Below are 24,145 nucleotides of genomic sequence, written 5' to 3'. Positions count from 1 at the left end.
CATTTTGATCGCCGTAGAATCAGCAATCCAGTCTCACCCCACCCGTCCTACGGCGTCCGCCGACGCAGAGTCAGCGAACCGACGATGATGGCACCGGTGACCCAGCAGCCGATGAAGAGGATGCGCAGCCAGATGTACGCGGCATCCTCGTTGCCCGTCGACACCGCCGTCAGCGCATCGATCGCATGGGAGAGCGGCATCCAGTCACCGATCGCCTCGAGCACACCTGGCAGCTGATCGCGAGGCAGGAAGATTCCGCCGAGCAGAATCTGTGGGAAGACGAAGACCGGCATGAATTGCACAACCTGGAACTCGGTGCGAGCAAAGGCACTGGCGAGCAGTCCCAAAGCCGTACCGAGGAGGGCATCAGCGATGGCGACGGCGAAGAGCAGGAGCAGCGACTCTTCGATTTCGAGTCCGCACACCCACGTGGCATAACCCACCGCGATAGCCGTCTGGATGACGGCGAGCAATCCGAACGCCAGCGTGTAGCCGAGGATGACATCGCCACGACCCATCGGCATCGACAGCAGTCTCTCCAGCGTTCCGCTGCGACGTTCGCGCAGAGTGGCGATGCTCGCGACGAGGAACATGACGATGAAGGGGAAGAGCGCAAGCATCGCGGGTCCGATTCGATCGAAGACCTGAGTCTCGTCGAAGATCCATGCCACAAGCCCGATGAGGAGGCTGGGCACGACAAGCAGCAGTGCAATCGTGCGCGGGTCATTGCGGATCTGCAGGAGGACGCGGCCCGCCGTGGCCAGCGTTCGCATCGGACTCACTGCGCACGCCTCGTACGCCCCTTGCCGGGCATCGCCCCCGAGCCGGAGGTCAGAATCGTCCGCGCTCCGGCCCTCGCCTTCCGCCCGGCTCTCTTTCCAGTCCGCTTCCGTGGGAACGACGACCCGGTGGAATCGGACGTGATGATGGAGAGGAAGGCCTCCTCCGCGGTCGCCGCCCCTGTGGTCTCCAGCAGTTCGCTCGGTGTCGTGTCCGCGATCACCTGCCCCTCACGCATGAGAAGCAGCCGATCACACCGCGTGGCCTCGTCCATGACGTGGCTCGAGACCAGCAACGTCGTTCCCTCGTCGGCGAGGCTGCGGAAGATGTTCCAGAGATCAGACCTCAGCACGGGATCGAGGCCGACCGTCGGCTCGTCGAGGACGAGCACATCGGGAGACCCGAGCATCGCGGCCGCCAACGACACTCGATTCGCCTGACCACCCGACAGCGTTCTGGCCAGTTGATCGGCCTGCCCGCCGAGGTCGGTGCGGTCGATGACCCGATCGACATCGGACTTCGGTGCCCCCTGGCCGCGTGCGAAGTAGCGCAGGTTCTGCCGTACCGAGAGATCTTCGTAGATGCTTGCCAGCTGCGTCATATAGCCGACCCGGTGCCGCAGAGATGCCGTTCCCGCAGGCTGCCCCAGCACGCTGACCGTGCCGCCTTTGACCGCCTGGACGCCGACGATCGCCCGCATGAGCGTCGTCTTCCCGCTGCCGCTGGGACCCAGCAGGCCAACGATCGCGCTGCGCGGGACATCAAGGTCGAGCCCGTCGATCACGATGCTGGAACCTCGGCGGATCCGCAGACTTCGCGTCTGGATCGCAATGTTTGTCATACTGCGAATCAGACCCCCGATGATCGGACACGTCAAGTGACTTAGCCTGCCAAAGGTCTGCACATCGGTCCGCAGTCCCGGGCAAAGGTTCACGAAACGGGCCTCTGATTGGTCAGAACCACCTCGGCGAGGGTCATAACGTGGAGATAGCAAACGTCGTATCGAAAGGTTCTCACGGTTCCCATGTACAGGCAGTCGTCGAAATTGGCCAACGTCCTCTATGACATTCGGGGACCAGTCCTCGAAGAGGCCGAGGCGATGGAGGCCAAGGGCCACACCATTCTCAAGCTCAACATCGGCAACCCTGCACCCTTCGGATTCGAAGCCCCTGAGGCGATCGTGCACGACATGGTCAAGCAGCTTCCGCTCGCTCAGGGCTATTCCGATTCACGCGGAATCCTCTCCGGACGCCGGGCCGTGGTCCAGTATTACGAGACTCACGGCATCCACAATCTCGATACCTCCGAGGTGTTCCTGGGCAATGGAGTCAGCGAACTCATCACCCTGTCCCTGCAGGCACTGTGCAACCCCGGCGACGAAATCCTCGTCCCCAGCCCGGACTACCCCCTGTGGACGGCATCGGTCGCCCTCTCCGGCGGCACACCCAAGCACTACCTGTGCGACGAGGCCACCGCCTGGCAACCTGACCTCGAAGATCTCGAATCGAAGATCACCGAGAGCACCCGCGGCATCGTCGTCATCAACCCGAACAATCCCACCGGTGCGGTCTACTCACGCGAAACCCTAAAGAAGATCGTCGACATCGCACGTCGCCACAACCTCATCATCTTCGCCGATGAGATCTACGAGAAGATCACCTACGACGATGTCGAGATGGTCAATATGGCTACTCTCACCGGCGACGATGTGCTGTGCCTGACCTATTCGGGCCTGTCGAAGGCCTACCGGATCGCCGGCTACCGCGCCGGCTGGCTGGCCATCACCGGACCACTGTCTGAAGCGAAGAGCTACCTTGAGGGGATCAAGCTCCTAGCCAATATGCGCATGTGCGCGAACGTTCCGGCCCAGCACGCGATCCAGGCGGCACTGGGTGGAAAGCAGTCGATCGAAGACCTTGTTTTGCCCCAGGGCCGACTCGGTGTGCAGATGAATCTCGCCCACGAGGGGTTGAACTCCATCGAGGGCGTGTCCGCGCATCGGGCCAGCGGTGCTCTCTACATGTTCGCGAAGCTCGACGTCGAGAAGTTCGACATCGTCGATGACGAACAGTTCGCACTCGACCTGCTGCGTGAACAGAAGATCCTCGTCTCCCATGGCACCGCCTTCAACTGGTCGAGTCCCGATCATTTCCGGCTCGTCACTCTGCCCTCGGTTGAGGTCCTGGACGAGTCGATCAACCGCCTCGGCGAGTTCCTCTCCGGATACAAGCAACAGGCGAGCAGCACCTGCGAACTTCCGACCGTCAAGGAGATGTCACCCGCTGCGGGGTGAGTCGTCAGGGCTGAGATAATGACCCCATGACGGAGCGCACAGCGGGGCCAGAGAAAGTAGCGGCGGAGTCCGTCGTACAGGCAGTCAGTCTGATCGCGCGGGGCAATCCCGTCGATCGCGGCTCGCTAGAAGCACAGCTCGGGCGGCAGTCGGCCCTCGTCGACTCGCTTCTCGATCTGTCCACCACCATGCTCCGCTGGAGACAGAAGGACCAGGAACGCGCAGCTCTGCTCGAAAGCGCCTCGGAACTAATCCAAGTCAGGGACACGAAGCGTCTTCTGCAGAAGCTTGTCGACAGGGCCAAGTCTCTGATCGGTTGCGACATCGCCTACCTCTCGGAGTACAACCCCGATACCGACGAGCTCAACGTTCGAGCCAGCCGGGGCGCTATTTCGCTCCAGCTCCCAGCACTCCGAGTACCACCTGGAGTCGGGCTCGCAGGCCGTGTAGTCCGCGACCGAGCTGCCCACTGGACATCGGACTACGACCTGACTCAGCTACCGCACGAGCGGCGCGTCGACTCCGCTGTCAAGGCCGAAGGCATGGATTCGCTTCTCGGTGTGCCCATGGTCGTCGACGGCGAAGTGCTCGGTGCCCTGTTTGCGGCGAACCGCTATCCTCACGACTTCGGAGCGGATGAGATCACTCTGCTCTCTGCGTTGGCAGACCACGCCTCAGTAATCCTCAAGACCGCACGGCTGATGGGCGAACTCGCCGATGCGGCGGCCCTCTCAGCAGCCTCAGAGGACCTGGCAGCAGCGAAGGCGAAGACCTTGCAACGCCTCGTTGAGGTGGAAGAGCAGCTCACCCAGCTGGTGCTGCAGGGCCATGGCACAACATCGGTTACGAACGTCATCTCCGAAACTCTCCACGCAGAGGCCCTTACCGTGAACAGTTGGCGCCTCGACTCCCCCGAGTTCCCAACAGACGACGATTTCCTCGGCCAGAGCGGCGTGAGCCGAGAAGATATTCTTGCGGCTCTGGCCACCAGCCGTCACACCGGGCGAAGTGCCCAGATCTCTGACGATGAGCGACTCATCGCCGCCTCGGTGGCATCGAATAAGCGTCAGCACAGCGGACTGTTTGTGCGCTTCCACAGCGCTCCGAAGGACGGTGACCACAGCATCGTCGCTCAGGCGGCGCAGTCCCTGGCCCTGATCCAGATGAACGAGCAGTCACGTGCTGACGCCGAGAACCGTGTGCGCGGCGAGCTAGCCGTCGATTTGATCGCCGACACCAGAAATCTCGACGAGCTGCGAGCGCGAGCGCGCTCCAGCAACTTCACCCTACTCGGCCCCTGGCAGCTGATGGTGGTCCAAGCCGGCCCCAATGACTTCGACCGTATCGGCTCGCTTCTGGCTCGGATCGAGCCGCGGATTCTCATGACCCAGCGCTCGCCAGGGCTGACTGTGCTGCTGCCCCGTTCTGCTCATCGAACCCGGACGCAGTTGAAGGAGCTGCTCACAGCCTCAGAGCTCCTGCGGGACTGTCTCGTCGTCGTCTCCAACACCGATTTCCAGCGCGCACAGCTGCGCACCGCAGAGGACGAGTTGTGGTCGTGCGTGCGGGTGCTCAATTCGCTGTCGATCTCCAGCGGCGTATGTTCCGCTGAGGACTTCGCTCCCTACACTGCAATGTTCGGCACAGCTCCAGAACACGTCGGACAGTTCATGGAGCGTATGCTCGGCCCTCTCCGACAGTGGGACCAGAGGCAATCTGCCGATCTGGTCACCACGTTGCGCACATACTTCGAACACAGCAATAGCATGAGCCGCACCGCCTCGGCTCTCTCGATCCACATCAATACCCTCAAACTACGTCTGGAACGCATCGATACGGTACTCGACAACGACTGGCGAGCACCCGAATACGCGTTCCGTCTCCACGTCGCGCTCCGGCTGGACCAGCTCCAGCGCAACGTCTGAACGCAGCCGAGCAGACAACTCACCTACCCTGGCTGAAACCGCTATAGGCTGGAGTTATTACTGGCTAAAACAGCCATAGGCGATCGATCCATGAAGTGCTTGACTGAACTCTGCGCGGATTTTCTCCGCGCCGCAGTTTTGACGGGCCCAGCTCCGCCGCGTTCGGCAGCCAGCCCGGCAGACACAGAATCGAAGAAGACTCGACAGGAGACACATAATGGCAGAGAACAGTCGTATCGCCGGCTTCCGCAACATGTCGGTCAATGACCGTCGCACGGCAGTGGCCGAGGTAACCGGGCTCGACACCGAGGTGTTCGCCCAGATCGATGCGACTGCGTTTGGCCCCGCGCAGGCTGCAAACCTGAGCGAGAACGTCTTCGGCGTCTTCTCACTGCCCTTGGGAACTGCCACCAACTTTACGATCAACGGCACCGATGTCCTCGTGCCCATGGCCACCGAAGAAGCGTCTGTCATCGCCGCTGCCAGCAACGCTGCCCGGATGGCACGTCCACAGGGCGGGTTCTTCACCAGCTCGACTCAGCCCATCATGCAGGCACAGATTCAGCTCATCAATGTGGCCGACCCGCATGCCGCTCGGTCCCGCATCTTTGAACGCCAGGCCGAAATCATTGACCTGGCCAATGCCCAGGATCCGAAGCTCGTCGAGGTCGGCGGAGGAGTCAAGGACCTCGACGTTCGTCTCGTTCAGGCGAAATCGGCAACGTATGTAGTCGTCCATCTTCATGTCGATGTCCGTGATGCCATGGGTGCGAACGCAGTGAACACAATGGCCGAAGCCGTCTCGAGCAGCCTCGCGGCAATCGCCGAGGGCGACGCACTCCTGCGCATCCTGACGAACAAGGCGGATCTGCGCATCAGTCGTGCGCGTGCCGTCTTCGATAAGGAGCTCCTCGGCGGCACAGAGGTCGTGGACAACATCCTCCACGCCTATGATCTGGCGGCTGCCGATCCGTACCGTGCCGCTACCCACAACAAGGGCATCATGAACGGCATCTCTGCCGTCGTTTTGGCCACCGGAAATGACACTCGCGCAGTGGAGGCCGGAGCCCATTCGCACGCACTCGTCGACGGCCGATACTCCTCACTGTCCACGTTCGAGAAGGATGCTGAGGGCAACCTCGTCGGCAACCTCGAGATGCCGATGCCTGTCGGACTCGTCGGCGGAGCCACCAAGGTTCACCCCGCAGCCCGCACCGCACTCCAGATAGCCGAGGTGAGCACGGCGAAAGATCTGGCTGAGATCATCGTCGCAGCCGGTCTGGCGCAGAATCTTGCAGCTCTGCGGGTTCTCGCAACCGAAGGAGTCCAGCGCGGCCATATGTCGCTGCATGCGAAGAATCTTGCCGTTTCCGCAGGCGCCACTGCTGAGGAAGCCAAGACCATTGTGGAGAGGCTCGTCGAAGAGAAAGCCTTCCGCTTCGATCGGGTGCAAGCCATCCTCGCCGAGCTTCGCTCAGGTGCACAGAAATGATAGAATCACTCCCACAGGTCTTCACCCGCGAAACCCTTCCGTCCCAGGTCAAGGTCTACGAGGTCAGTGCTCGTGACGGACTCCAAGCTGAATCGGTCACCCTGCCCGCCGAGGTTCGGGTTGAGCTCATCTCCCGACTGGCCAGTTCTGGCCTGAGGACTATCGAGGCCGGCAGCTTCGTGTCGCCCAAGGCTGTACCGCAGATGGCGGACACCCAAGACGTTCTCGATGCGCTCAACCTCGACTCTGCCGTCTCCTATCCAGTCCTCACCCCCAACCGACGCGGGCTCGACGATGCTCAGGCTGCGGGGGCCAAGGACATTGCTGTCTTCGTCAGTGTCACGGAATCATTCTCTCGAGCCAACCTCGGCGACAGCCTCGAGGTGACCACGGCACGCAACCTTGATGTGGCTACCGCGGCCACCTCGGCGGGGATGCAGGTCCGCGGGTATCTGTCCATGGTCTTCGGCGACCCCTGGGAAGGCCCGGTGGATCCACAGCGTGTGGTCACTGCGTCTGCGCGGCTGCTTGATGCGGGCTGCTCGTCGATCTCGTTAGGCGACACGATCGGCACCGCCACACCCGGTCACGTCGCCGCCGTTCTGCAGGCACTGATCGAAAGCGGCATCCCAGCTGAGTCGATCGCACTGCACACCCATAACACCTACGGTCAAGCGCTGGCGAACGTCTACGCTGCTCTCCAGTTGGGCGTGAGCGAGTTCGACGCCTCTGCCGGTGGAGTTGGAGGCTGCCCGTTCGCAGGCTCAGCGACCGGAAATCTGGCAACTGAGGACCTCGTGTGGATGCTCGACGGTCTGGGAATTTCGACCGGAGTCGACATCCGCGCAGTCGCGGAGACGAGCCAATGGCTGAGCAGGCAGCTCGGGAAACCACTGGCGTCGGCCACCTCGGCGGCCATCGTCACTCAGTAGCACCACAGTTCCGCGACCGGTCCGGGGCAGAATCAGCCCCGCCCGTGTTCCACCTCCAGAAGCACGACTCAACAACAGAAGGTAGGCGAAGATGCCACAGCTGCTCGAAGTCTGGAATGACACCGTCGACTCAAAACACCTGGTCGGCAGCATTGCCATAGGAATCGGGGTGGCGGTACCGGCCTTCCTCCTTTCCGACCACCTCTTCACGAGCACCGGTGATGCAGAACTGGGACACTCCTATGCTCTTCTGATCGGGATCGTCGGCTGCATCGTCGGTGCCGTGATCGCCGGAAGCCTGTTCAAACCCAAACGGGTGATCACCCAGGCAGAGGCCGACACCCGCAACCGCCAAGAAGTCATCGACGAAGTCGTCGAAGAGTACGGCGACCTGGGTGACCCTCGCGATCTCAAACCGGCGGTGCAGGAGGAGATCCGAGCCCTCGGGCTCTTCGATGCCCTGGTCGAGAATCATGAGAACCGAGCGAAGGGAACACAGCTGTGAGCGCGGATCTCATCGAACCGATCCTGTGGGCAATCGGCATGGCTCTGCTGGCCGCAGTCCTCTTCACCGGCATCGGCCTCATTTCCGGCACCGATGAGACCGCAATCGTCGCCCCTTTGGCGCTGCTCATCATTCTCATCGGCGTCCCTCCAGCCGGTGTCATCGCCTTCTTCCTCGCCGCCATCATCTCCAAACACATCTCACACGCAGTACCCACAACTCTTTTGGGGATACCCGGTGACACCACGGCCGTGCCAATGCTGCGGGAGGCACAGCTCCTGCGTTCTCTCGGGGTTCCTCACATTGCCTTGCAGAAGGCCATCTCCGGTGGCGTCATCTCGGTGATCATCGCAATCCCCCTGTCTATCCTCTTCGCCCTCATCCTTACCCCTTTCGCCGAGGCGATCGGTGCGGCAGCACCATGGATCTTCATCGCGGCGGCAATCCTCGTTGCCTACACCTCGAAGGGAAAGCTGGCCGCAGTCGTCGCGCTGATCCCCTTCGTACTCATCATCGTCGGGCTGCAGGCGTTCATCCTGGAGCAGAAGGACGCGACGTTCACAACCTCCTTCTTCCTGGGAATCGCGACTGGCCCGCTCATCTACGATCTATTCTCTGCCCTGTCCCCTGCAGGCCGTCGATCGATGACACAGACTGGCAAGCGGGAGTTCGACCTCGCTCCCGATGTTCGACCTGCGGGTGGCACGAAGCTGCCGAATCCCTTCAAGGTCCTGGATCGGCAGCAGTTGGCATACACCAGTGGTTCGGCAGTCATCACCAGCGCAACCTTCGTCTTCTCACCCGTCGCCATGGCGGTGCTCATGGGTGAGATCGCCGGCAGCCGGATCAAGAACGGCTTCCATCGGCTGACGACGGTGGTGTCCGTGAGGAACGGAACGACCGAGTCGACCTACATCGCCGAGACCCTGATCCCGTTGATCGCCATCGGGCTTCCGCTCTCTCCCATGGCCGCAGGCCCGGCAGCGCCCCTATTCAATGCCCCGCCCGTCTACACGCTCGACGCGGAGACCGGTGAGACGAATAACCTGCACGATCTGCTGTCCACCGGCGAATTCGCTCTCTTCGCGATCATTGCCGCAGTCATCGCTATCTTGGTCGCCTACCCGTTCGTGATGAGAAATGCCCACCGGGCGGCAACCTGGGTAATGAAGTCGGTTTCCCACGAAGCGATCATCGCTGGCTTCGCCGCGCTCATCTGCGTCATCTGCCTCTATGAAGGTGGGTTGCTCGCACTCGGAGTCACCATCACAGTAGGCCTCGTCGGCGGCCTGTTCAACCGCATGATCGGCATGCATGCAGGCGTGCAGTTCATGGGCTACTACGTCGCCGTTCTCACGGTTCCGGCGGTCCTGGCACTGTAGAGCCAGTGAACCAGATTCGAAGCACCGGGGCGCATTCACCTCGGTGCTTCGTGCTGTCTCGATGACGGACATCGCATGTCTCCAAAGGTCAGGAATCGTCATAGAAATTCATAGTCTAGTAATTGACTCGACTTAGTAGGTATTGTTGGCGCCGAACGAATTGCTCAACAATTTTCGGCATGCTGAAAGGTCACCACCATGCGCCAACTCATCGTCCTCGGGCTCGTCGGACTCCTCGCCCAACTCATCGACGGCTCTCTCGGCATGGCGTATGGGGTGACGTCGACGACCCTGCTGCTCGCGGCCGGGATCGCCCCGGCGACCGCCTCGGCGGCGGTGCACTTCTCTGAGATCGGCACCTCGCTGGTCTCCGGAATCTCACACCACAAGTTCGGCAATGTCGATTGGAAGACGGTCTCGATCCTCGCCGTTCCCGGCTTCGTCGGTGCCTTCGCCGGCGCCACCTTCCTCACCAGCCTCAGCGGAGACGCGGCCACGCCCTGGATATCGGGCATCTTGCTGGCACTGGGCATCTATGTGATCTGGAGATTCCTCTCCCTCGGCGGGCGCCGCCCCACCTTCAAAGGCCGCCCCGGAGTGAAACTCCTCGTGCCCATGGGACTCGTCGGCGGCGCTCTGGACTCCATCGGCGGAGGCGGCTGGGGGCCGGTCGGAACCACCACTCTCCTGTCCTCGGGCCGGCTGGAACCGCGCAAGGTTGTCGGCTCGATCGACACCAGCGAATTCGTCGTCGCAGTCGGCGGATCGCTCGGCTTCCTCTTCGCCTTGGGCTCCTCAGGCATCGAATGGTCCATCGCTGCGGCACTTCTGGTCGGCGGAGTCATCGCGGCGCCTGTCGCCGCCTGGCTGGTGAAGATCCTGCCCGCCCGGGTCCTTGCGATCGCGGCTGGGGGCATCATCATCCTCACGAACTCCCGCACGATCGCCTTGGCGCTCGGTGCCTCAACGGCGACTCTGTCGACCGTCCTCGTGGTGCTCGCGATCGTCTGGGCCGGACTCATCGCTCACGTCGTCCGGCTCGAACGCAGCTCTCGCCGGGCAGAGGCCGCCCAAACGGTCGAGCCGGAGTCCGTCACCAGCGGCTGAAGCCCGCAACTCGCACGCTGTTACGATGACGGCATGCGGGTCACCACGAAGTCCGACTATGCCCTGCGGGCCCTGATCGAAATCGCCAATGTCAGCGACGGCGGCCCCATCAGCGCCGACGAACTCGGAAAACGACAGGACATCCCCAAGGGATTCCTTCAGTCGATCCTCGCCGACCTGCGCAGAGTCGAAATCGTGGCCTCGGTACGCGGCAAGTCAGGCGGCTGGAAGCTGGTCAAACCCGCTGCAGAAACGACCATCGCCGATGTCATCCGTGCCGTCGACGGTCCCTTGGTCTCGATCTACGGTCAGCGCCCCGAGGCCGTGGAATACGACGATGCCGCCGCTTCACTCCAGCAGGTATGGATCGCGGCCCGCTTTGCTCTGCGCGACGTCCTTGAGCAGGTGAGCATCGAGGCTCTGGCCTCGAAATCGCTCCCCGCCGAGGTGACGGAGAAGGTCGCGATCGAAGACGCCTGGCATCCGCACTGACAGTTCAACTGCCGAGGTGAACTCTCGTCACCGCCACTGTGCGGTCACGGTTCCCACATCGGCGACCACCTCGGCGATGGCGGCATTATGGGCGGCGACGATCGGATCGTGGCGAGAAATCTTCTGACTCGATTGCGCCGCCCGTGCGCGAGACACGAGGAGCACATCGCGGCGACAAGCGTCCATGGGCATCGGGATGATCTCAACCGTCGGGCCCTCCGGCACCGAGGAATCGGGGATCACAGCGACTGCCAGCCCCGCGGCGATCATCCGGATGATCGCCGCATAGTCATCCATCCTCATCCCCACCCGCGGCTCGAAGCCGGCGGCCACACAGAACGATCTGACCACCTCGTCGATGGCGTCACCGGGATCGATGCTGAACGCCCAGGTCTGGGACACCAAAGCAGTGAGGTCGGGCATCCCGTGCGCATCGAAGGAGATCGGGCCCACGGACTTCGGCACACAGAGGAAGAGCTGCTCCGAATACAAGTGCTTGGCCGTCAGGGTCGACGGTATCCACGTCTTGTCGATGTCGGTCGAGACGAGCAGCGCCAGATCGAGGTCACCAGACTCCAATCTGGCCACGAGCTTCGCATGCTCATCCATCGTCACGTCGAGTGCCGCGGTCGTCATCGCCGCGCTCGTCTCCTCTTGGGACTGCCACCGCACCCGCTTCTGCAGCTGATTGTGAAGCTTCGGGATCACTCGGGCACCGACCGTGGGCACAGCCCCGATCCGCACCAGAACTGCCTGATCCTCGCGCCAGAGAGCCACCTCGGCGCCGAGGCGGTCGCAGAGCCCCAGGATCTCGATCGCGCGGGAGACGACGAGGTTGCCAACAACCGTCGGCTGCGAACCTCGTGAGCTCTTCTCGATCAGCGTCGACCCCAGAGTCCTCTCCAGATTGCGCAGGTGGTGGTTGACCGTGGGCTGGCTCCACCCGAGCGTGGTCGCTGCCGCTGCCACCGAACCGGCCTCCGCGATCGCACGCAGGGCCGAGAGACCACGAGTATCCAGAGTTTCCATCATCCTCCGAGCGACAGCTCAATAGTGTGTATTCATCAGTTTAGGGAACTTGGTATTCTCCGGCAAGGTTTCATTCCTTAATCTGGATTCATGACCGTGCACCAGGATTCCCATTTGGCCCCCACCTCAGATCAGTCGGCATTCCCGGGGAACGCGAGAACCCACGCGCCCTATGCCGATGCACTGCAGGCGGCGGCAGAACGTGACTCGCTGTTCCTGTCCACCCCCGGACACGGCGGAACCACGACGGGAATCTCGGCAGGTCAGGCCGAGTTCTTCGGCGAGCACATCCTCTCCCTGGACATCCCCCCGCTCTTCGACGGCATCGACCTCGGCGTCGACACCCCGAAGGACGAAGCACTGCAATTGGCCGCCGAGGCCTGGGGCGCTAGGCGCACCTGGTTCCTCACCAACGGCTCCTCGCAGGGCAACCGCATGACCGCGCTGGCGATCGGCACCCTGGGCACGGGCGTCGTCACCCAGCGCAGCGCCCATTCGAGCTTCATCGACGGCATCGTAATGGCGGGCCTCAACCCCGGCTTCGTCTCCCCCAACGTCGATGAGGTCAATGGAATCGCACACGGAGTCACCCCGGACTCGCTGCGCCATGCCATCGCGTCCCACCCCGAAAAAGTCACTGCCGTCTACCTTGTGACTCCCAGCTACTTCGGTGCCGTCGCCGATGTCAGGGCCCTGGCCGAGGTCGCCCACGACGCCGGCGCGGCCCTCATCATCGACGCCGCATGGGGTGCTCACTTCGGTTTCCACCCCGATCTGCCGGAATCCCCGGTCACGCTGGGTGCCGACATCGTCATCATGAGCACCCACAAGCTTGCCGGCTCATTCACCCAGTCGGCCCTGCTCCACCTCGGCGATACCGAATTCGCGAATCGCCTCGAACCCGCCCTGGCCCGCGCTTTCATGATGACGGCTTCCACCAGCGAGAACGCCCACCTCTTGGCCTCGATCGATATCGCCCGCCGGGACCTGGTGAACTCACACGACGCGATCTCCGACTCGCTGGAGAACATCCGCCAGATCCGTGCCCGCATCGAGGGCTCAGAGCACTATCATCTGCTCTCCGGGGACTTCATGAACCATGCCGATGTCGTCGATATCGATCCCTTCCGCCTGCCCATCGACATCACCTCGACGGGACTCGACGGACATGCCGTGCGCAAACGCCTGACCGAGGACTTTGACATCTTCGCCGAAATGGCAACGTCGACGACGATCGTCGCGCTCATCGGCGTCGGCAAGTCACCTGACCTCAGCCGACTCTTCGACGCCCTCGATCAGATGCGCCTGGAGAACAACAGTTCCGAGACTGCCGAGGCCACGACGAAGCTGGCAGGGATTCCGGCACTGCCGAAGGCCGGCAAGCTGATCACCTTGCCCCGCGATGCCTACTTCGCGGATTCCGAACTCGTTTCCGCCGCCGAGGCTGTCGGTCGAACCAGCGTCAGCTCCCTGGCCGCCTATCCGCCCGGAATCCCCAATGTCCTCCCCGGCGAGGAGATCACCGCAGAGACGGTCGAGTTCCTGCAGGCCGTTGCGGCCAGCCCCTCAGGACACGTGCGCGGCGCAGTCGATCCTCAGCTGAGCACGTTCCGAGTCCTCAAGGACTGAACTGCAGTCTGAGAATTCCCCATTGCTTTCAGCCGGTCCATTGCCTCGAAGCGGCCCGTTGGCCCTGATCGGATCCCTTCCTTGAGCCAAGGAGACTGGTTGATTGTTCAAATAGCGATACTGTATGCAAAAAGCTGTCTTGTCGGCTACAGTCTCCGCTGAGGATAAATCTGACACAGAATGCTCTTCCCTTATTCTCGCTGCTGTACCAGACGTGGTCTGCAATGACGAGCTGCAGACTGCATGACGCTACCGATTGATACAGGACCGGATGGACGCGCACGCACACCAGCCAGGGGAAGAACTCGCCGACTTCACGGAGAACGAGCTCCTCTCGCTCATCGACGCCGGAACCGCAGGTGCATATTCCGAGATCTACCGCCGCTACCGCGATGACGCTGTGGCCAGGGCATCATCCTCTCTGCCCGACGCGACGGCCAGGCAGGTCGTAGATGGTGCTTTCCTCAGTGTGCTCAGGTCCCTGCTCAACAGGTCCTCCGACACAGCCGAGGATCTCCGCTCCATGGTGGACGCCGAGATCGACGTGCATCTCGCGAATCCGACGTCAGCGAATGGTGCGGACTCATCCGGGGACGTCTCTTCTGCGAACGCGGAAGCTCCAGAGGCCGCTCTGGTCTCACAGGCGCTGTCGAACCTGCCCGATAACTGGCAACGGATCTTGTGGCTGTGCGAAGTCGAACGGCTCTCGCCCGAGGCCGTTGCCGAGCAACTGAATATCAAAGCTTCCACAGTCGAACGGCTGGCCGATCGGGCCCATCAAGGCCTGCAGGACGAGTGGCAGAAGGTTCGCCCGACGGACAGTAAGGCAGCCGTCGATCACCGCGCAGCACTCATTCCTGCGTTGCTGACCTCGCCGATCGTCATCGAGCGCCTCTCAGCCACCCTGGCACAGGCGATTCCAGAACCAGCTCCCGCTGTTGCCGAAATGACTGCAGCCGAAGAGCCAGCTGGCGCGGGCACAGGCATCGGCAACGCACCGGCACTCAAACCTGCAGGAGCGGAGGCCAACTCGGGGACAGAGGCGGAATGGGAGGCAAATACCGCACCCGAAGCCATCCCCGCAACTGCCAGTTCCTCAGAGGCCGATGAATCTGCCGAGGCTTCAGGTACATCTGCTGAAACTGCGAGCGACCCCGCTGGCGCTGCGGGCATTTCCGCTGGCACCGCGGATACAACCGCAGGCGCCACAAATACCGTCGAACCCGTTTCGCTCGCCGCGTTTGGCACACAGTCAGCAACCACTCAGACCTCGACCCAGACGCCTGCAGCGACTCGGTTCAGCATGCCGAAACCTGTTCTGATCCCTGTGGTCGCCGCGTGCATTGGACTCTTGGGAACGCTTGTCGGTGTAGCCATCGTGCCGCAACAAGGCGAGCAGACGGGGCTGTATCCCGGCAACGCGGGCACTGCAGTCTCACCCGCAGACTCCTTCTCGAAGAAGGAGGACAAGAACAGCAGCTCCCATTCTCCAGACGGCACGAGCTCGGACAAGCAAGACCAAGAGTCGGGATCCGGGAAATCGCGGACATCCGACCCCGACAGGGACGAGGGTGAGAAGTCATCCCGGAACCCGGGCCACGATGACAGTCGGTCGGACGATAGTCCGTCGACCGAGGACAACCCCGACGACAAGAGCGACAACGGCGATCGCCCGTCAGCAGAAGAACCAGATCAGCCGAGTCCGTCGGATTCCGACAGGCCAGATCCTGAGTCGCCTTCGGAGCCGACACCGTCGACGCCCGACGACCCTGAATCTCCTTCGGACCCACCGCCCTCAGAGTCGGAAGACCCGACGCCCTCAGATCCCCCACCGTCAGATGAGCCCACCGATCCGACACCACCGCCGGAGGAGCCGACAGAGGATCCGGGTCCCTCGGATCCGCCATCATCAGACGCCGGAACCCCGTCAGAACCTGATCCGACACAGGACGACTCTTCGAGCACGCCCGAGAACCCCGCCGCCTGAAGCTGTTCCTAATAACCACAGGTTCGCCTGAGGTAAATACGCCGGTCGCCTTCAACCGACCCACAGAATACTTACCCGAACGACAATTCATCGTGATCTGGCTCACTAATTTTGTTGACATGGGTGTTTAATCGAGTAAAGATGTTCAGCATTGTCGAATGCGATCGCCCCGTAACTCTCGAGTTCTTTGGGCGTCAGAAAATCGAATTGCATCTGAAACGAGGAACCACTGATGTCAGAAGGCCAAGGAAAACCCGCTTCCGAGGGGGCGAAGGCGCCCAGCCGGACCCGGAAAGCACTCAAGAAGATGCGCCTGGAGGCCGACCACTGCATCGTCATCGAGCCCAAATCAATTCGCATCGCGATCGGCGGAACCACCGTCGGCAACTTCATGGAATGGTTCGACTTCGGTGTCTATGGATACCTCGCCGTCACCATGACAACTGTCTTCACCGAAGGCATGGACAGACAGATGGGCCTCCTCGTCACCCTGCTCGGATTCGCGGTCTCCTTCCTCGTCCGCCCACTCGGCGGCATGGTCCTGGGGCCCCTGGGTGACAAGATCGGTCGCCAGAAGGTCCTCTTCTTCACCATGGCCACCATGGCCACCGCCACCGCACTCATCGGCGTGCTGCCCACCGCAGCTCAGATCGGGCTGTGGGTGATCATCCCTCTCTACCTGCTCAAGATGATTCAGGGCTTCTCCACCGGCGGTGAGTACGCCGGTGCAACCACCTACGTCTCCGAATTCGCTCCCGACAAGTCGCGCGGCTTCTGGGCCTCCTGGCTCGACGTCGGCTCCTACCTCGGCTTCGCGGCCGGAGCAGGCACCGTCGCCGTCACCACCGTCATCGCAACAAGCGTCGCCGGAGAGAACGCCATGGTCGATGGCGGCTGGAGGATCCCGTTCCTCATTGCGATCCCTCTCGGCGCAGTCGCGATCTGGTTCCGCCTGAAGATCCCAGAAACCCCCAGCTTCGAAGCCACAGTGGCCGAGGGCCTCGATGTGAAAGTCAAGGATGACAAATATGCACGCCACGGTCTCATCGGCGTCATCCGTCACTTCTGGAAAGAGATCCTCATCGGCATCGCCATCGTCGCCGGTTCGCAGACGGTCGGCTACGCCCTCACGAGCTTCATGCCGACCTACCTCGAGGAAACCGTCAAGGTCTCGAATGTCCAAGCAGCTGTGGCGACCATTCCAGTCCTCGTCGTCATGTCCATCTGCCTGCCGCTGATCGGTCGCCTCTCGGACAAGATGGGCCGCAAGTTCGTCTTCCTCGTGGCGTCAGGATCGACGATCGTACTGATGGTTCCGGCCTTCGCAGTGATGCAGATCGGCGAGATGTGGGCGGTTGTCGTCGCTCTGTTCATGGTCGCCCTGCCGGCCGGTTTCTACATCGCCTGCCTCGCGTCGACGTTGCCGGCGCTGTTCCCGACAGCATCGCGCTACGGCGCCATGGGCCTGACCTTCAACATCGGGGTCTCTATGTTCGGCGGCACCACACCGCTGTTCAGCCAGGCGCTCATCGACCTCACCGGCAACTCGTTCATGCCTGCGTTCTACATCATGTTCTTCTCGATCATCGCCTTCGTGGCGGTGCTCCTGATGAAGGAATCGGCTCACAAGCCGCTGCTCGGGTCGTTCCCGACCGTTGGCTCACGTGAAGAAGCCGTCGAGCTCGTGCGCACCCAGGACGATAACCCCGACCTCGACCCGGACACCATGCCGATCCCGGTCGTGAAGGTCTGATCTCAATCGCCAACAGGTCTGATCAGCAGCCCTGACCATCGCCGAGGCGGTCGCTCCCTCACGTAGGGGCGACCGCCTCGTTGTCTGCCTGCTCCGCCGTCTGAACTCTCAAGTCTCGGCTTGTCCGGTCCGCTTGAAGAAGTAGAGGTTGCGGGTGACGAGCTCGGCCGCCTCGTCCGCCCGTCCCTCCTCAATGAGGTCAACAAGCGCCATCAGTTCCTGAGCTGAAGCAAGGATGACCGCGTCGACGGCACCCGTGGGTTGGAAGATCCGCGATTGATCACGCAGCCGGAGACTGATTTCTGCGGCACGGCGGCCGAGCCCAAATTCGAGCAGCGCTTCGTGGAAGCGACGGTCGTGGGTGAAGAACGCGGTCATATTCCCGGTTTCGGCGGCATCGACAGTCGCTGCAGCCTGGGCGCGCAACTGTTCGATCTGGGCCGAGGTCTCCGGTGAGACTGCCGCCTGTTCGCACAGCTGCCTGACGGCGGGGACTGCGAGCAGAACCCGCACGTGGGTGATCTCTTCGAGGTCGGCCTGCGTGACCGGGACCAGGCGAAACCCTCGGTTCGGCACAGCCTCGACGGTCCCCTCGGTGACAAGAGCCATCATCGCCTCTCGCACCGGGCTCAGTGACATGCCCAGCTGCTTCGCCAGCCCGGCCGCCGAATAGATCCGATCTTCGTCGAGCTCCCCGGCGGTGATGGCATCGCGGATGATCGCCAACGCCTGTTCGCGCAGCGAGGCGACCGGCGCTCTGACCATTTCCACGAACCCTCCATCCTTTCCACGAGGTTCCCACCACACCTTCAAATATCGGTTCACCAGGTCGTGGGCATCCTAGGCGCGGGACATTTGTTTCCCGCGAGCTATTGACAGCATAACCATGAGAACTCACGATTGAGGTAGGTAGTCGGTAACCGATTACCTAAAGAATTCGACCGTGTCGGTCTTCTCATTTCCGACACCGCGTTCCTGCGACGAAGGAGGAACACATGTCCGAGGATCCGCTGCTCCAGCCATTCGAGTTGGGCCCGCTCACTCTGCGCAACCGCATCGTCTCCACCTCCCACGAACCCTCATACACCGAACTCGGCATGCCCAAGGATCGCTACCGCCTCTACCACCTGGAGAAGGCACGCGGCGGTGTGGGACTGACGATGATCGGAGGCTCCGCCATCGTCTCGAAGGACTCCCCTGCCGCCTTCGGCAACATCGACCTGTCCACCGACGAGGTGGTGCCCTGGCTCTCCGCACTTGCCGCCGACTGCCACGACGAAGGCGCCGCGGTGATGATCCAGACCACCCACCTGGGTCATCGCTCCTCGAACTTCACCGGCGACTGGCTCCCCTTGGTCTCGGCCTCACGGACCAGGGAAGCCGCGCACCGGTCGTTTACGAAGGAGATCGAAGACTTCGACATGGATCGCATCGTCGACGACTTCGCATCCGCTGCCGCAAGGGTTGCCGAGGCGGGCCTCGACGGGCTCGAGATCATGCACGCCGGCCACCTGCTCGATGCCTTCCTCGCCCCCTGGCTCAACACCCGCACTGACGAGTACAACGGAGAACTTGAGAACCTCCTTCGCTTCCCGCTGCGAGTCATCGACGCGGTGAAGGCGGCAGTGCCCAAGGACTTCGTCGTCGGAATCCGCATGGCCGTCGACGAGCTGCGCGAGGACGGTATGCGTGAAGACCGGGCGAGTGACATCCTCACGACTTATGCCGCCCACGGCATCGATTTCCTCAACCTCAACGTCGGCACCATCAGTTCTGACAAGGACCTCGCCGAGGCGATTCCCGGGATGGGCACTCCCTCAGCGCCGTGGCTCGAAACCTGCCGTCGCATCCGCAAGGCCATCGACATTCCCGTCCTCCATGCCGCCCGCATCGCCGATGTGCCCACCGCCAGGTACGCGATCGAGGACAGTTGCCTCGACCTCGTGGGCATGACCCGGGCCCAGTTGGCCGACCCCTACCTGGTGACAAAGATCAAAGAGCATCGCGAGGACGACATCCGCCCGTGTGTGGGCGCGAACATGTGCCTCGACAGCATCTACACCTCGGGTGCCGCGACCTGCATCCACAATCCCGCGAGCGGGCGCGAAGCCGATCTGCCCCAGGAAGTTCCACGCAATGCCGGCGCCGATCCCAAACATGTCGTCATCGTGGGCGCCGGCCCGGCCGGCCTCGAAGCCGCCCGCGTCGCGGCCGTTCGCGGACACCGGGTGACCCTTCTCGAAGCGGACACGAGCGCAGGTGGGCAGGTGCGCATCGCGGCTCGTTCGGAACGCCGCCGCGACCTCATCGGCATCGTCGACTGGCGACTCCAGCAGTGCAGGAAGCACGGCGTCGATGTCCGCTTCGATACCTTCGCCGAGGCGGACGACATCCTCGCACTCGCACCCGATGTCGTCATCGTCGCCACCGGCGGCGTTCCCGATTCCAGCTACCCCTTCCGGGAGCAGGGCCCGGCCTTCGACGTCTGGGATGTGATGAACGACAGCCTGCGCCAGAAGCAGCGCGTCATCGTCTACGACGACCACGGCTTCTATCCCGCTCTGGACGCTGTCGAGCGCCTGGCCCGCAACGGCCAGCAGGTCACCTACGTGACCCCCGAACGCACTATCGGCATCGATGTCGGTTCGATGAACTCACCGGCCTACCTGCAGGTCTTCTCCGAATTCGGCGTCACGGTTCACCTCGGCGAGAGACTGGCCGCGAAGCCCGTGGCTGCAGACAAGAGCGTGCATGCGATCCTGCGCAATGACTACTCGGGCATCGAGACCGAGCTCGAGACCGACGCTGTGGTCGTCGACTTCGGGACTACACCCAACGACGACGTCTACTTCGCGCTCAAGCCGAAGTCGAGCAACCTCGGCGAGGTCAAGCTCGATGCGTGGATCCACGGCCAAGCCCAACCCGAGCCCAGCGCCACCGCTGGTTCAGGCAGCCCTGGCGGCACGAGCCCAAGCACTACCGCCGAGGCGAGCGCCCCCTTCGCGCTCTATAGGATCGGTGACGCCGTCACCTCCCGCAATGTCCATGCCGCCGTCCTCGAGGGACTACGTGTGGGAATGGGAATCTAAACCGATGTTGCTGAGCGATTTCGAGATTACGACTATCGACTATCACACGGCCGGAGAGCCGTTTCGGATCGTCGCCGAGCTTCCCAAGTCGATACTCGGGGCCACCGTAGCCGAGAAGCGGATGACTGCGATCAACGACGAGGAGATCGACGGAATGCGTCGGCTGCTCGTCAGCGAACCGCGGGGCCATGCCGATATGTACGGCGGTTTCATCACTGAACCCGATGACGACGGCGCCCATTTCGGGGTCCTGTTCTGGCACAAGGACGGCTTCTCGACAGCCTGTGGTCATGGGACCATCGCCCTCGGCGCCTGGGCGATCGAGTCCGGTCTCGTCGCCGCTGACGCCTCGGGACTGACCGATGTCGTCATCGACGTACCCTCGGGCAGAGTGAAGGCGAGTGTGCACACCGATGCGCTCGGCCTTGTCACCTCGGTCGACTTCGTAAACGTCCCCTGCCGGCTCATCGCGGCAGATGTCGAAATCGAGGCCGGACTCTTCGTCGACCTCGTGTGGGGCGGGGCCATCTATGCCTGTCTCGATGCAGATCGTCTCGATGCCGACCGGTTCTCTTCGGACTCAAGCGGTGACGGGCTCGCTGTGGTCCCTGGGAACGTCAACGAGCTCATCGCCCTCGGCAGGCAGGTCAAAGCCGCCCTCGCCGATCATCCGCTGACGAGGCACCCCGATGACGAGCGGCTGAGCGGGGTCTACGGAACGGTCATCGTCAACCGCCTCGGCACACTGCCCGGAGGTGAACTTCACCAGCGCAATGTCACCGTCTTCGCCGACGGTCAGGTTGACCGCTCTCCCTGCGGGTCGGCCACAGCGGCGCGTATCGGGGCGTTGCACAGCACTGGAGAGCTGGCGGCCGGTCAGGTGCTGATCCACGAGTCGATCATCGGCACCAGGTTCCGAGCTCGGGTGCTCACAGAGACAGTGGACGGAGTCGTCCCGATCATCACTTCGAGCACGCACAAGATCGCCACCTGCACATTCGTGGTCGATCCGCGCGACGAGCTCGTCCCCGGATTCGTCCTGCGCTGACCGGAAGCCATCCGGCACGTCCTCGTCGGTGACACTTCTGGCAGGAGCTCCAAGGCGAGCCCCTCTGCGCGGCTTGCTACCGCTCCACCACGAGGTCGCTCAGTGGTGTCGAACAGCAGGGGAGGAATTTGCCGGCCGCGATCTCCTTGGGGCGGATGCCCCCGGCATGGTTCATCTCGACCTCGCCGCTGACCAACACGGACTTGCATGTGCCGCACATGCCTTCTTCACATGAGGAGGGGAAGACCATGCCTGCTTCGACGGCCGCGTCGAGGACCGTGGTCTCAGGGTCGCAGTCGACGTGCTTGCCGCTGGTTGTGAAGTCGATGCCGAACTTCGCGGCCACCGAAGCGCCGCAGGCGAGCGCCGAGGCACCCTCCGCCTCGGCGACCTGTCCCTTCCGTGCCAGCCGGTCGGCCGGGGTCGTCGCGAAGACGAAGGACTCTTCATGCACTCGGGAACCGAGGACACCGAGCTCGTGCAGCATGATTCGGACCGCGGCCATGTAATCGGCGGGACCGCAGACGAAGGTCTCGCGATCGGCCAACTCGGGGACCACCTCGGCGAGGGTCTCCCGGGTGATGCGGCCACGGCGGCCAGCCCACGCCTCGGCGACTCCCGCCTCGGATGCGGAACCTCCTGCCTCGGATGCGCAGTCCCGGGAACACATTGTCACCGCGCTCACACCGGGGACCTGGGCCAGCTGCTCGAGCTCGGGGCGGAAGATGATGTCGGCCGGAGTGGCCGCATTGTGGATGAGGACGATGTCGGTCGCAGTTCCCGCCGGTCGGGCCAGCAGGGACCTCACCATCGACATGATCGGGGAGATGCCCGAGCCGCCGGAGACGAACAGGTGCTTCGCAGCCGGGTGGAAACTGGTGCTGAACAGACCGTAGGGCCCATCGACGTGGACGCGGTCGCCGACGCTCAAGACATCGTGGAGATAGGTCGAGACCGCGCCGCCGTCCACGCGTTTGACGGTCAGGGTGAACGTGTTCGTTCCGAACGGCGCCGAGGCGATCGAGTAGCAGCGCTCACGCTCGAGCTCGGGGATACGCACCGTCACGTACTGCCCGGGCTCGAAGTCGATCCTGGCCATCCAGGGAGCGAAGAGTTCGAAGCTCTTCACGTTGTGCGTGACCTCGGTGATGGCCACGCATTCGACCATCCCCGTCAGTTCCGCGTCGACGTCGGGGACAGCGGCGCCAAGGCCGGGAGCTGTCGCATCAAATCCGGCGTGCAGCGTCTCCTGGTCGATGGTCATCAGCCCTGCCCTCCTGTTCCGGTGCTCTGTGAGCTGTTGTGTGCTCGGTGAGCCTGCAGTCGTTCGATGTACCAAGTGCAGAACTCCTCGAGGTCACTCTCCGTGGGCGCATAGGGGCCGGGGACGTAGGCCGGGGATGAGATTCCTCGGTGGGCCTTCGCACACAGGGCAGCGTCCTGCTCATTCGTCTTCACCCAGACGGTCGTGAGGTTCTCCACGTCGTAGTCGACGCCTTCGACGGCATCTTCGTGGACCAGCCAGGTCGAGCGCACTCGCGTCGTGTCGGGGCCCAGCGGGATGACGGAGAAGGTGACCGCGTGGTCGCCCATGAAGTGGAACCAAGCGTTGGGTTGGGTGTGCATCGACAGTCGTCCCAGTTCAGGGGTATCGAGTTCACCCAGCAACTTCGCCGAGGCGGCCGCCCCGTCCATCGTGTAAGACTCCCCTTTCCCGTCGAGGGCGGCCCGTTCTATCCGGAAACCAGTAGGACGACCGCTGAGTTCTTCGATGAGCTGAGTGGGCAGATTGTTGCGTTCGCTGTTGGCCCGCAGCCGCTCTTCAGCATCGAGGTAGCGCTGATAGGCGGGCTTGAGTCGCTTCGGGACGGCTTCCGGTGCGTAGCCGTAGGTCGGGAAGAACGTGCATGTCAGCTCCGGGTGGCCGGCCTCGCAGTGATAGCACTCGCGGTTGTTCTCCATCACGAGCTTCCAATTGGCGTGCTCGATGAGGTCCACCTGGGCGGCGACTTTTGTCTTGCCCAGGGCGTGCGGTTCGATGTAGGGCGCGATCCGGTCGGCCACCTCGGCGAAGTCCTCTGGAGGATTCTGCGCCAGGCAGATGAAGACGAGTCCGGAAACGACACGGACATTGACCGAGCGCAGGGAGAAACAGGTCCGGTCGAAGCCGGGAGCCTGGACGCCTGCGGACATGAGATCGCCCTCGGGCGAGTAGGTCCACTGGTGGTAGCTGCAGACGATGTTGCCCACGGAGCCGTTGGTCTCGGACAGGAGGCGAGCGCCGCGGTGGCGACACACGTTGTGATGGGCGCGAATCTCCTCGTCGTCATCGCGGATGATGATGACCGAATAGTCGCCGATGTCGAGAGTGACGAAATCGCCGGGCTCGGGCACCTCGGCCGCCGCCGCTGCGAAGATCCATGTCGCTGCGAACACTGCATCGATGTCCCTGCGATAGAACTCCTCGGAGATATAGAACGGGGCGTCCAGGCAATAGCCGGGCCGACGGCCGTCGATGAGCCGGTCTGGATCGTCTGTTCGGACTTCGTCTGTTCGGGAAGCATCTGTTCGGGGATCAACTTCGGGTGCCAAAGTCATCGGTGTCACCGCCTCGCTGCGATTGCTGCTGTTGCTGCCTAAAGCCAGTGTCCGCCGGAAGACTCACGAATAAAAGCGAATCTTTTTCGACTTGATCGTGCAAC

At 62.7% G+C, this 24,145-nt stretch carries 18 protein-coding genes and 1 pseudogene; 13 read left to right on the top strand and 6 right to left on the bottom strand.

Annotated features, from left to right (window positions below; genetic code table 11):
* Positions 1-47: 47 nt before the first annotated feature.
* Both INT29_RS16880 and INT29_RS16875 read right to left on the bottom strand, forming a co-directional pair.
* Positions 48-782 (bottom strand): ABC transporter permease, encoded by a 735-nt coding sequence (locus tag INT29_RS16880; RefSeq protein ID WP_193072533.1) that lies wholly within the window; start codon positions 780-782, stop codon positions 48-50.
* Positions 779-1,621: an ABC transporter ATP-binding protein gene (locus INT29_RS16875; RefSeq protein ID WP_101572123.1), complete on the bottom strand. Its 843-nt coding sequence runs from the start codon at positions 1,619-1,621 to the stop codon at positions 779-781. The genes INT29_RS16880 and INT29_RS16875 overlap by 4 nt, the downstream gene beginning before the upstream one ends.
* Positions 1,622-1,804: 183 nt before the next feature.
* Here INT29_RS16875 and INT29_RS16870 point away from each other — a divergent pair, with 183 nt between their 5' ends.
* The 8 genes and pseudogenes from INT29_RS16870 to INT29_RS16835 all read left to right on the top strand — a co-directional run bounded on the left by INT29_RS16870 (position 1,805) and on the right by INT29_RS16835 (position 10,908).
* Positions 1,805-3,073 (top strand): pyridoxal phosphate-dependent aminotransferase, encoded by a 1,269-nt coding sequence (locus tag INT29_RS16870; RefSeq protein WP_193072532.1) that lies wholly within the window; start codon positions 1,805-1,807, stop codon positions 3,071-3,073.
* Positions 3,074-3,099: 26 nt separating this feature from the next.
* Positions 3,100-4,998, top strand: a complete 1,899-nt coding sequence (locus INT29_RS16865; RefSeq protein WP_193072531.1) for a helix-turn-helix domain-containing protein — start codon at positions 3,100-3,102, stop codon at positions 4,996-4,998.
* A 202-nt stretch (positions 4,999-5,200) separates the two neighbouring features.
* Positions 5,201-6,490, top strand: a pseudogene (locus tag INT29_RS16860) (hydroxymethylglutaryl-CoA reductase, degradative); the annotation flags it as partial.
* A complete protein-coding gene (locus INT29_RS16855; protein ID WP_193072529.1) occupies positions 6,487-7,422 on the top strand; it encodes a hydroxymethylglutaryl-CoA lyase in 936 nt (311 codons plus the stop codon). The pseudogene INT29_RS16860 and the gene INT29_RS16855, both read left to right, overlap by 4 nt.
* A 91-nt stretch (positions 7,423-7,513) precedes the next feature.
* Positions 7,514-7,927 (top strand): hypothetical protein, encoded by a 414-nt coding sequence (locus tag INT29_RS16850; RefSeq protein ID WP_193072528.1) that lies wholly within the window; start codon positions 7,514-7,516, stop codon positions 7,925-7,927.
* Positions 7,924-9,309 (top strand): tripartite tricarboxylate transporter permease, encoded by a 1,386-nt coding sequence (locus tag INT29_RS16845; protein ID WP_101572142.1) that lies wholly within the window; start codon positions 7,924-7,926, stop codon positions 9,307-9,309. Before INT29_RS16850 ends, INT29_RS16845 begins: the two co-directional genes overlap by 4 nt.
* 198 nt (positions 9,310-9,507) lie before the next feature.
* Positions 9,508-10,416 (top strand): sulfite exporter TauE/SafE family protein, encoded by a 909-nt coding sequence (locus INT29_RS16840; protein WP_193072526.1) that lies wholly within the window; start codon positions 9,508-9,510, stop codon positions 10,414-10,416.
* A 33-nt stretch (positions 10,417-10,449) separates the two neighbouring features.
* Positions 10,450-10,908, top strand: a complete 459-nt coding sequence (locus tag INT29_RS16835) for an RrF2 family transcriptional regulator (RefSeq protein ID WP_193072525.1) — start codon at positions 10,450-10,452, stop codon at positions 10,906-10,908.
* Positions 10,909-10,935: 27 nt separating this feature from the next.
* Here the strand turns inward: INT29_RS16835 and INT29_RS16830 are convergent, their stop codons facing one another.
* The gene (locus tag INT29_RS16830; protein ID WP_193072524.1) at positions 10,936-11,937 is read right to left on the bottom strand and encodes a LysR family transcriptional regulator; all 1,002 of its coding nucleotides are present in this window, start codon (positions 11,935-11,937) and stop codon (positions 10,936-10,938) included.
* Positions 11,938-12,027: 90 nt separating this feature from the next.
* Between INT29_RS16830 and INT29_RS16825 the strand changes: the two genes are divergently transcribed.
* The 3 genes from INT29_RS16825 (at position 12,028) to INT29_RS16815 (ending at position 17,306) form a co-directional block, all read left to right on the top strand.
* Positions 12,028-13,566: an aminotransferase class I/II-fold pyridoxal phosphate-dependent enzyme gene (locus INT29_RS16825; RefSeq protein WP_226842139.1), complete on the top strand. Its 1,539-nt coding sequence runs from the start codon at positions 12,028-12,030 to the stop codon at positions 13,564-13,566.
* A 271-nt stretch (positions 13,567-13,837) separates the two neighbouring features.
* A complete protein-coding gene (locus INT29_RS16820; protein ID WP_193072523.1) occupies positions 13,838-15,553 on the top strand; it encodes an RNA polymerase sigma factor in 1,716 nt (571 codons plus the stop codon).
* Between the two features lie 307 nt (positions 15,554-15,860).
* Positions 15,861-17,306, top strand: coding sequence for an MFS transporter (locus tag INT29_RS16815; RefSeq protein WP_413463169.1), 1,446 nt, complete (start codon positions 15,861-15,863; stop codon positions 17,304-17,306).
* 108 nt (positions 17,307-17,414) lie between these two features.
* Here INT29_RS16815 and INT29_RS16810 read toward each other — a convergent pair whose 3' ends face one another.
* The gene (locus tag INT29_RS16810) at positions 17,415-18,071 is read right to left on the bottom strand and encodes a GntR family transcriptional regulator (protein WP_193072581.1); all 657 of its coding nucleotides are present in this window, start codon (positions 18,069-18,071) and stop codon (positions 17,415-17,417) included.
* A gap of 230 nt (positions 18,072-18,301) precedes the next feature.
* On the opposite strand from INT29_RS16810, the gene INT29_RS16805 reads away from it, so the two are divergent.
* Together INT29_RS16805 and INT29_RS16800 are read left to right on the top strand one after the other, a co-directional pair.
* Positions 18,302-20,395, top strand: coding sequence for an FAD-dependent oxidoreductase (locus INT29_RS16805; RefSeq protein WP_193072521.1), 2,094 nt, complete (start codon positions 18,302-18,304; stop codon positions 20,393-20,395).
* A gap of 4 nt (positions 20,396-20,399) precedes the next feature.
* Complete coding sequence (locus INT29_RS16800; RefSeq protein ID WP_193072520.1) at positions 20,400-21,443, top strand: proline racemase family protein; 1,044 nt, start codon at positions 20,400-20,402, stop codon at positions 21,441-21,443.
* Positions 21,444-21,519: 76 nt separating this feature from the next.
* Here the strand turns inward: INT29_RS16800 and INT29_RS16795 are convergent, their stop codons facing one another.
* Both INT29_RS16795 and INT29_RS16790 read right to left on the bottom strand, forming a co-directional pair.
* Positions 21,520-22,707, bottom strand: a complete 1,188-nt coding sequence (locus INT29_RS16795) for a hybrid-cluster NAD(P)-dependent oxidoreductase (RefSeq protein WP_193072519.1) — start codon at positions 22,705-22,707, stop codon at positions 21,520-21,522.
* A complete protein-coding gene (locus tag INT29_RS16790; RefSeq protein WP_226842137.1) occupies positions 22,707-24,041 on the bottom strand; it encodes an aromatic ring-hydroxylating oxygenase subunit alpha in 1,335 nt (444 codons plus the stop codon). Before INT29_RS16790 ends, INT29_RS16795 begins: the two co-directional genes overlap by 1 nt.
* Positions 24,042-24,145: the final 104 nt, after the last annotated feature.

It is taken from the genome of Brevibacterium sp. FME37 (assembly GCF_014897485.1).
GTDB lineage: Bacteria > Actinomycetota > Actinomycetes > Actinomycetales > Brevibacteriaceae > Brevibacterium.
The sequence above is the reverse complement of the archived record's forward strand: the minus strand, read 5'-3'. Positions and strand labels throughout refer to the sequence as shown.

What these genes read in the sequence shown, in the direction of transcription:
- INT29_RS16865 (WP_193072531.1), top strand. Translation starts at nt 3,100, where the DNA reads ATGACGGAGCGCACAGCGGGGCCAGAGAAAGTAGCGGCGGAGTCCGTC.
- INT29_RS16870 (WP_193072532.1), top strand. Translation starts at nt 1,805, where the DNA reads ATGTACAGGCAGTCGTCGAAATTGGCCAACGTCCTCTATGACATTCGG.
- INT29_RS16850 (WP_193072528.1), top strand. Translation starts at nt 7,514, where the DNA reads ATGCCACAGCTGCTCGAAGTCTGGAATGACACCGTCGACTCAAAACAC.
- INT29_RS16795 (WP_193072519.1), bottom strand. Translation starts at nt 22,707, where the DNA reads ATGACCATCGACCAGGAGACGCTGCACGCCGGATTTGATGCGACAGCT.
- INT29_RS16810 (WP_193072581.1), bottom strand. Translation starts at nt 18,071, where the DNA reads ATGGTCAGAGCGCCGGTCGCCTCGCTGCGCGAACAGGCGTTGGCGATC.
- INT29_RS16825 (WP_226842139.1), top strand. Translation starts at nt 12,028, where the DNA reads ATGACCGTGCACCAGGATTCCCATTTGGCCCCCACCTCAGATCAGTCG.
- INT29_RS16805 (WP_193072521.1), top strand. Translation starts at nt 18,302, where the DNA reads ATGTCCGAGGATCCGCTGCTCCAGCCATTCGAGTTGGGCCCGCTCACT.
- INT29_RS16790 (WP_226842137.1), bottom strand. Translation starts at nt 24,041, where the DNA reads ATGACTTTGGCACCCGAAGTTGATCCCCGAACAGATGCTTCCCGAACA.
- INT29_RS16840 (WP_193072526.1), top strand. Translation starts at nt 9,508, where the DNA reads ATGCGCCAACTCATCGTCCTCGGGCTCGTCGGACTCCTCGCCCAACTC.
- INT29_RS16835 (WP_193072525.1), top strand. Translation starts at nt 10,450, where the DNA reads ATGCGGGTCACCACGAAGTCCGACTATGCCCTGCGGGCCCTGATCGAA.
- INT29_RS16830 (WP_193072524.1), bottom strand. Translation starts at nt 11,937, where the DNA reads ATGGAAACTCTGGATACTCGTGGTCTCTCGGCCCTGCGTGCGATCGCG.
- INT29_RS16800 (WP_193072520.1), top strand. Translation starts at nt 20,400, where the DNA reads ATGTTGCTGAGCGATTTCGAGATTACGACTATCGACTATCACACGGCC.
- INT29_RS16855 (WP_193072529.1), top strand. Translation starts at nt 6,487, where the DNA reads ATGATAGAATCACTCCCACAGGTCTTCACCCGCGAAACCCTTCCGTCC.
- INT29_RS16875 (WP_101572123.1), bottom strand. Translation starts at nt 1,621, where the DNA reads ATGACAAACATTGCGATCCAGACGCGAAGTCTGCGGATCCGCCGAGGT.
- INT29_RS16815 (WP_413463169.1), top strand. Translation starts at nt 15,861, where the DNA reads ATGCGCCTGGAGGCCGACCACTGCATCGTCATCGAGCCCAAATCAATT.
- INT29_RS16820 (WP_193072523.1), top strand. Translation starts at nt 13,838, where the DNA reads ATGGACGCGCACGCACACCAGCCAGGGGAAGAACTCGCCGACTTCACG.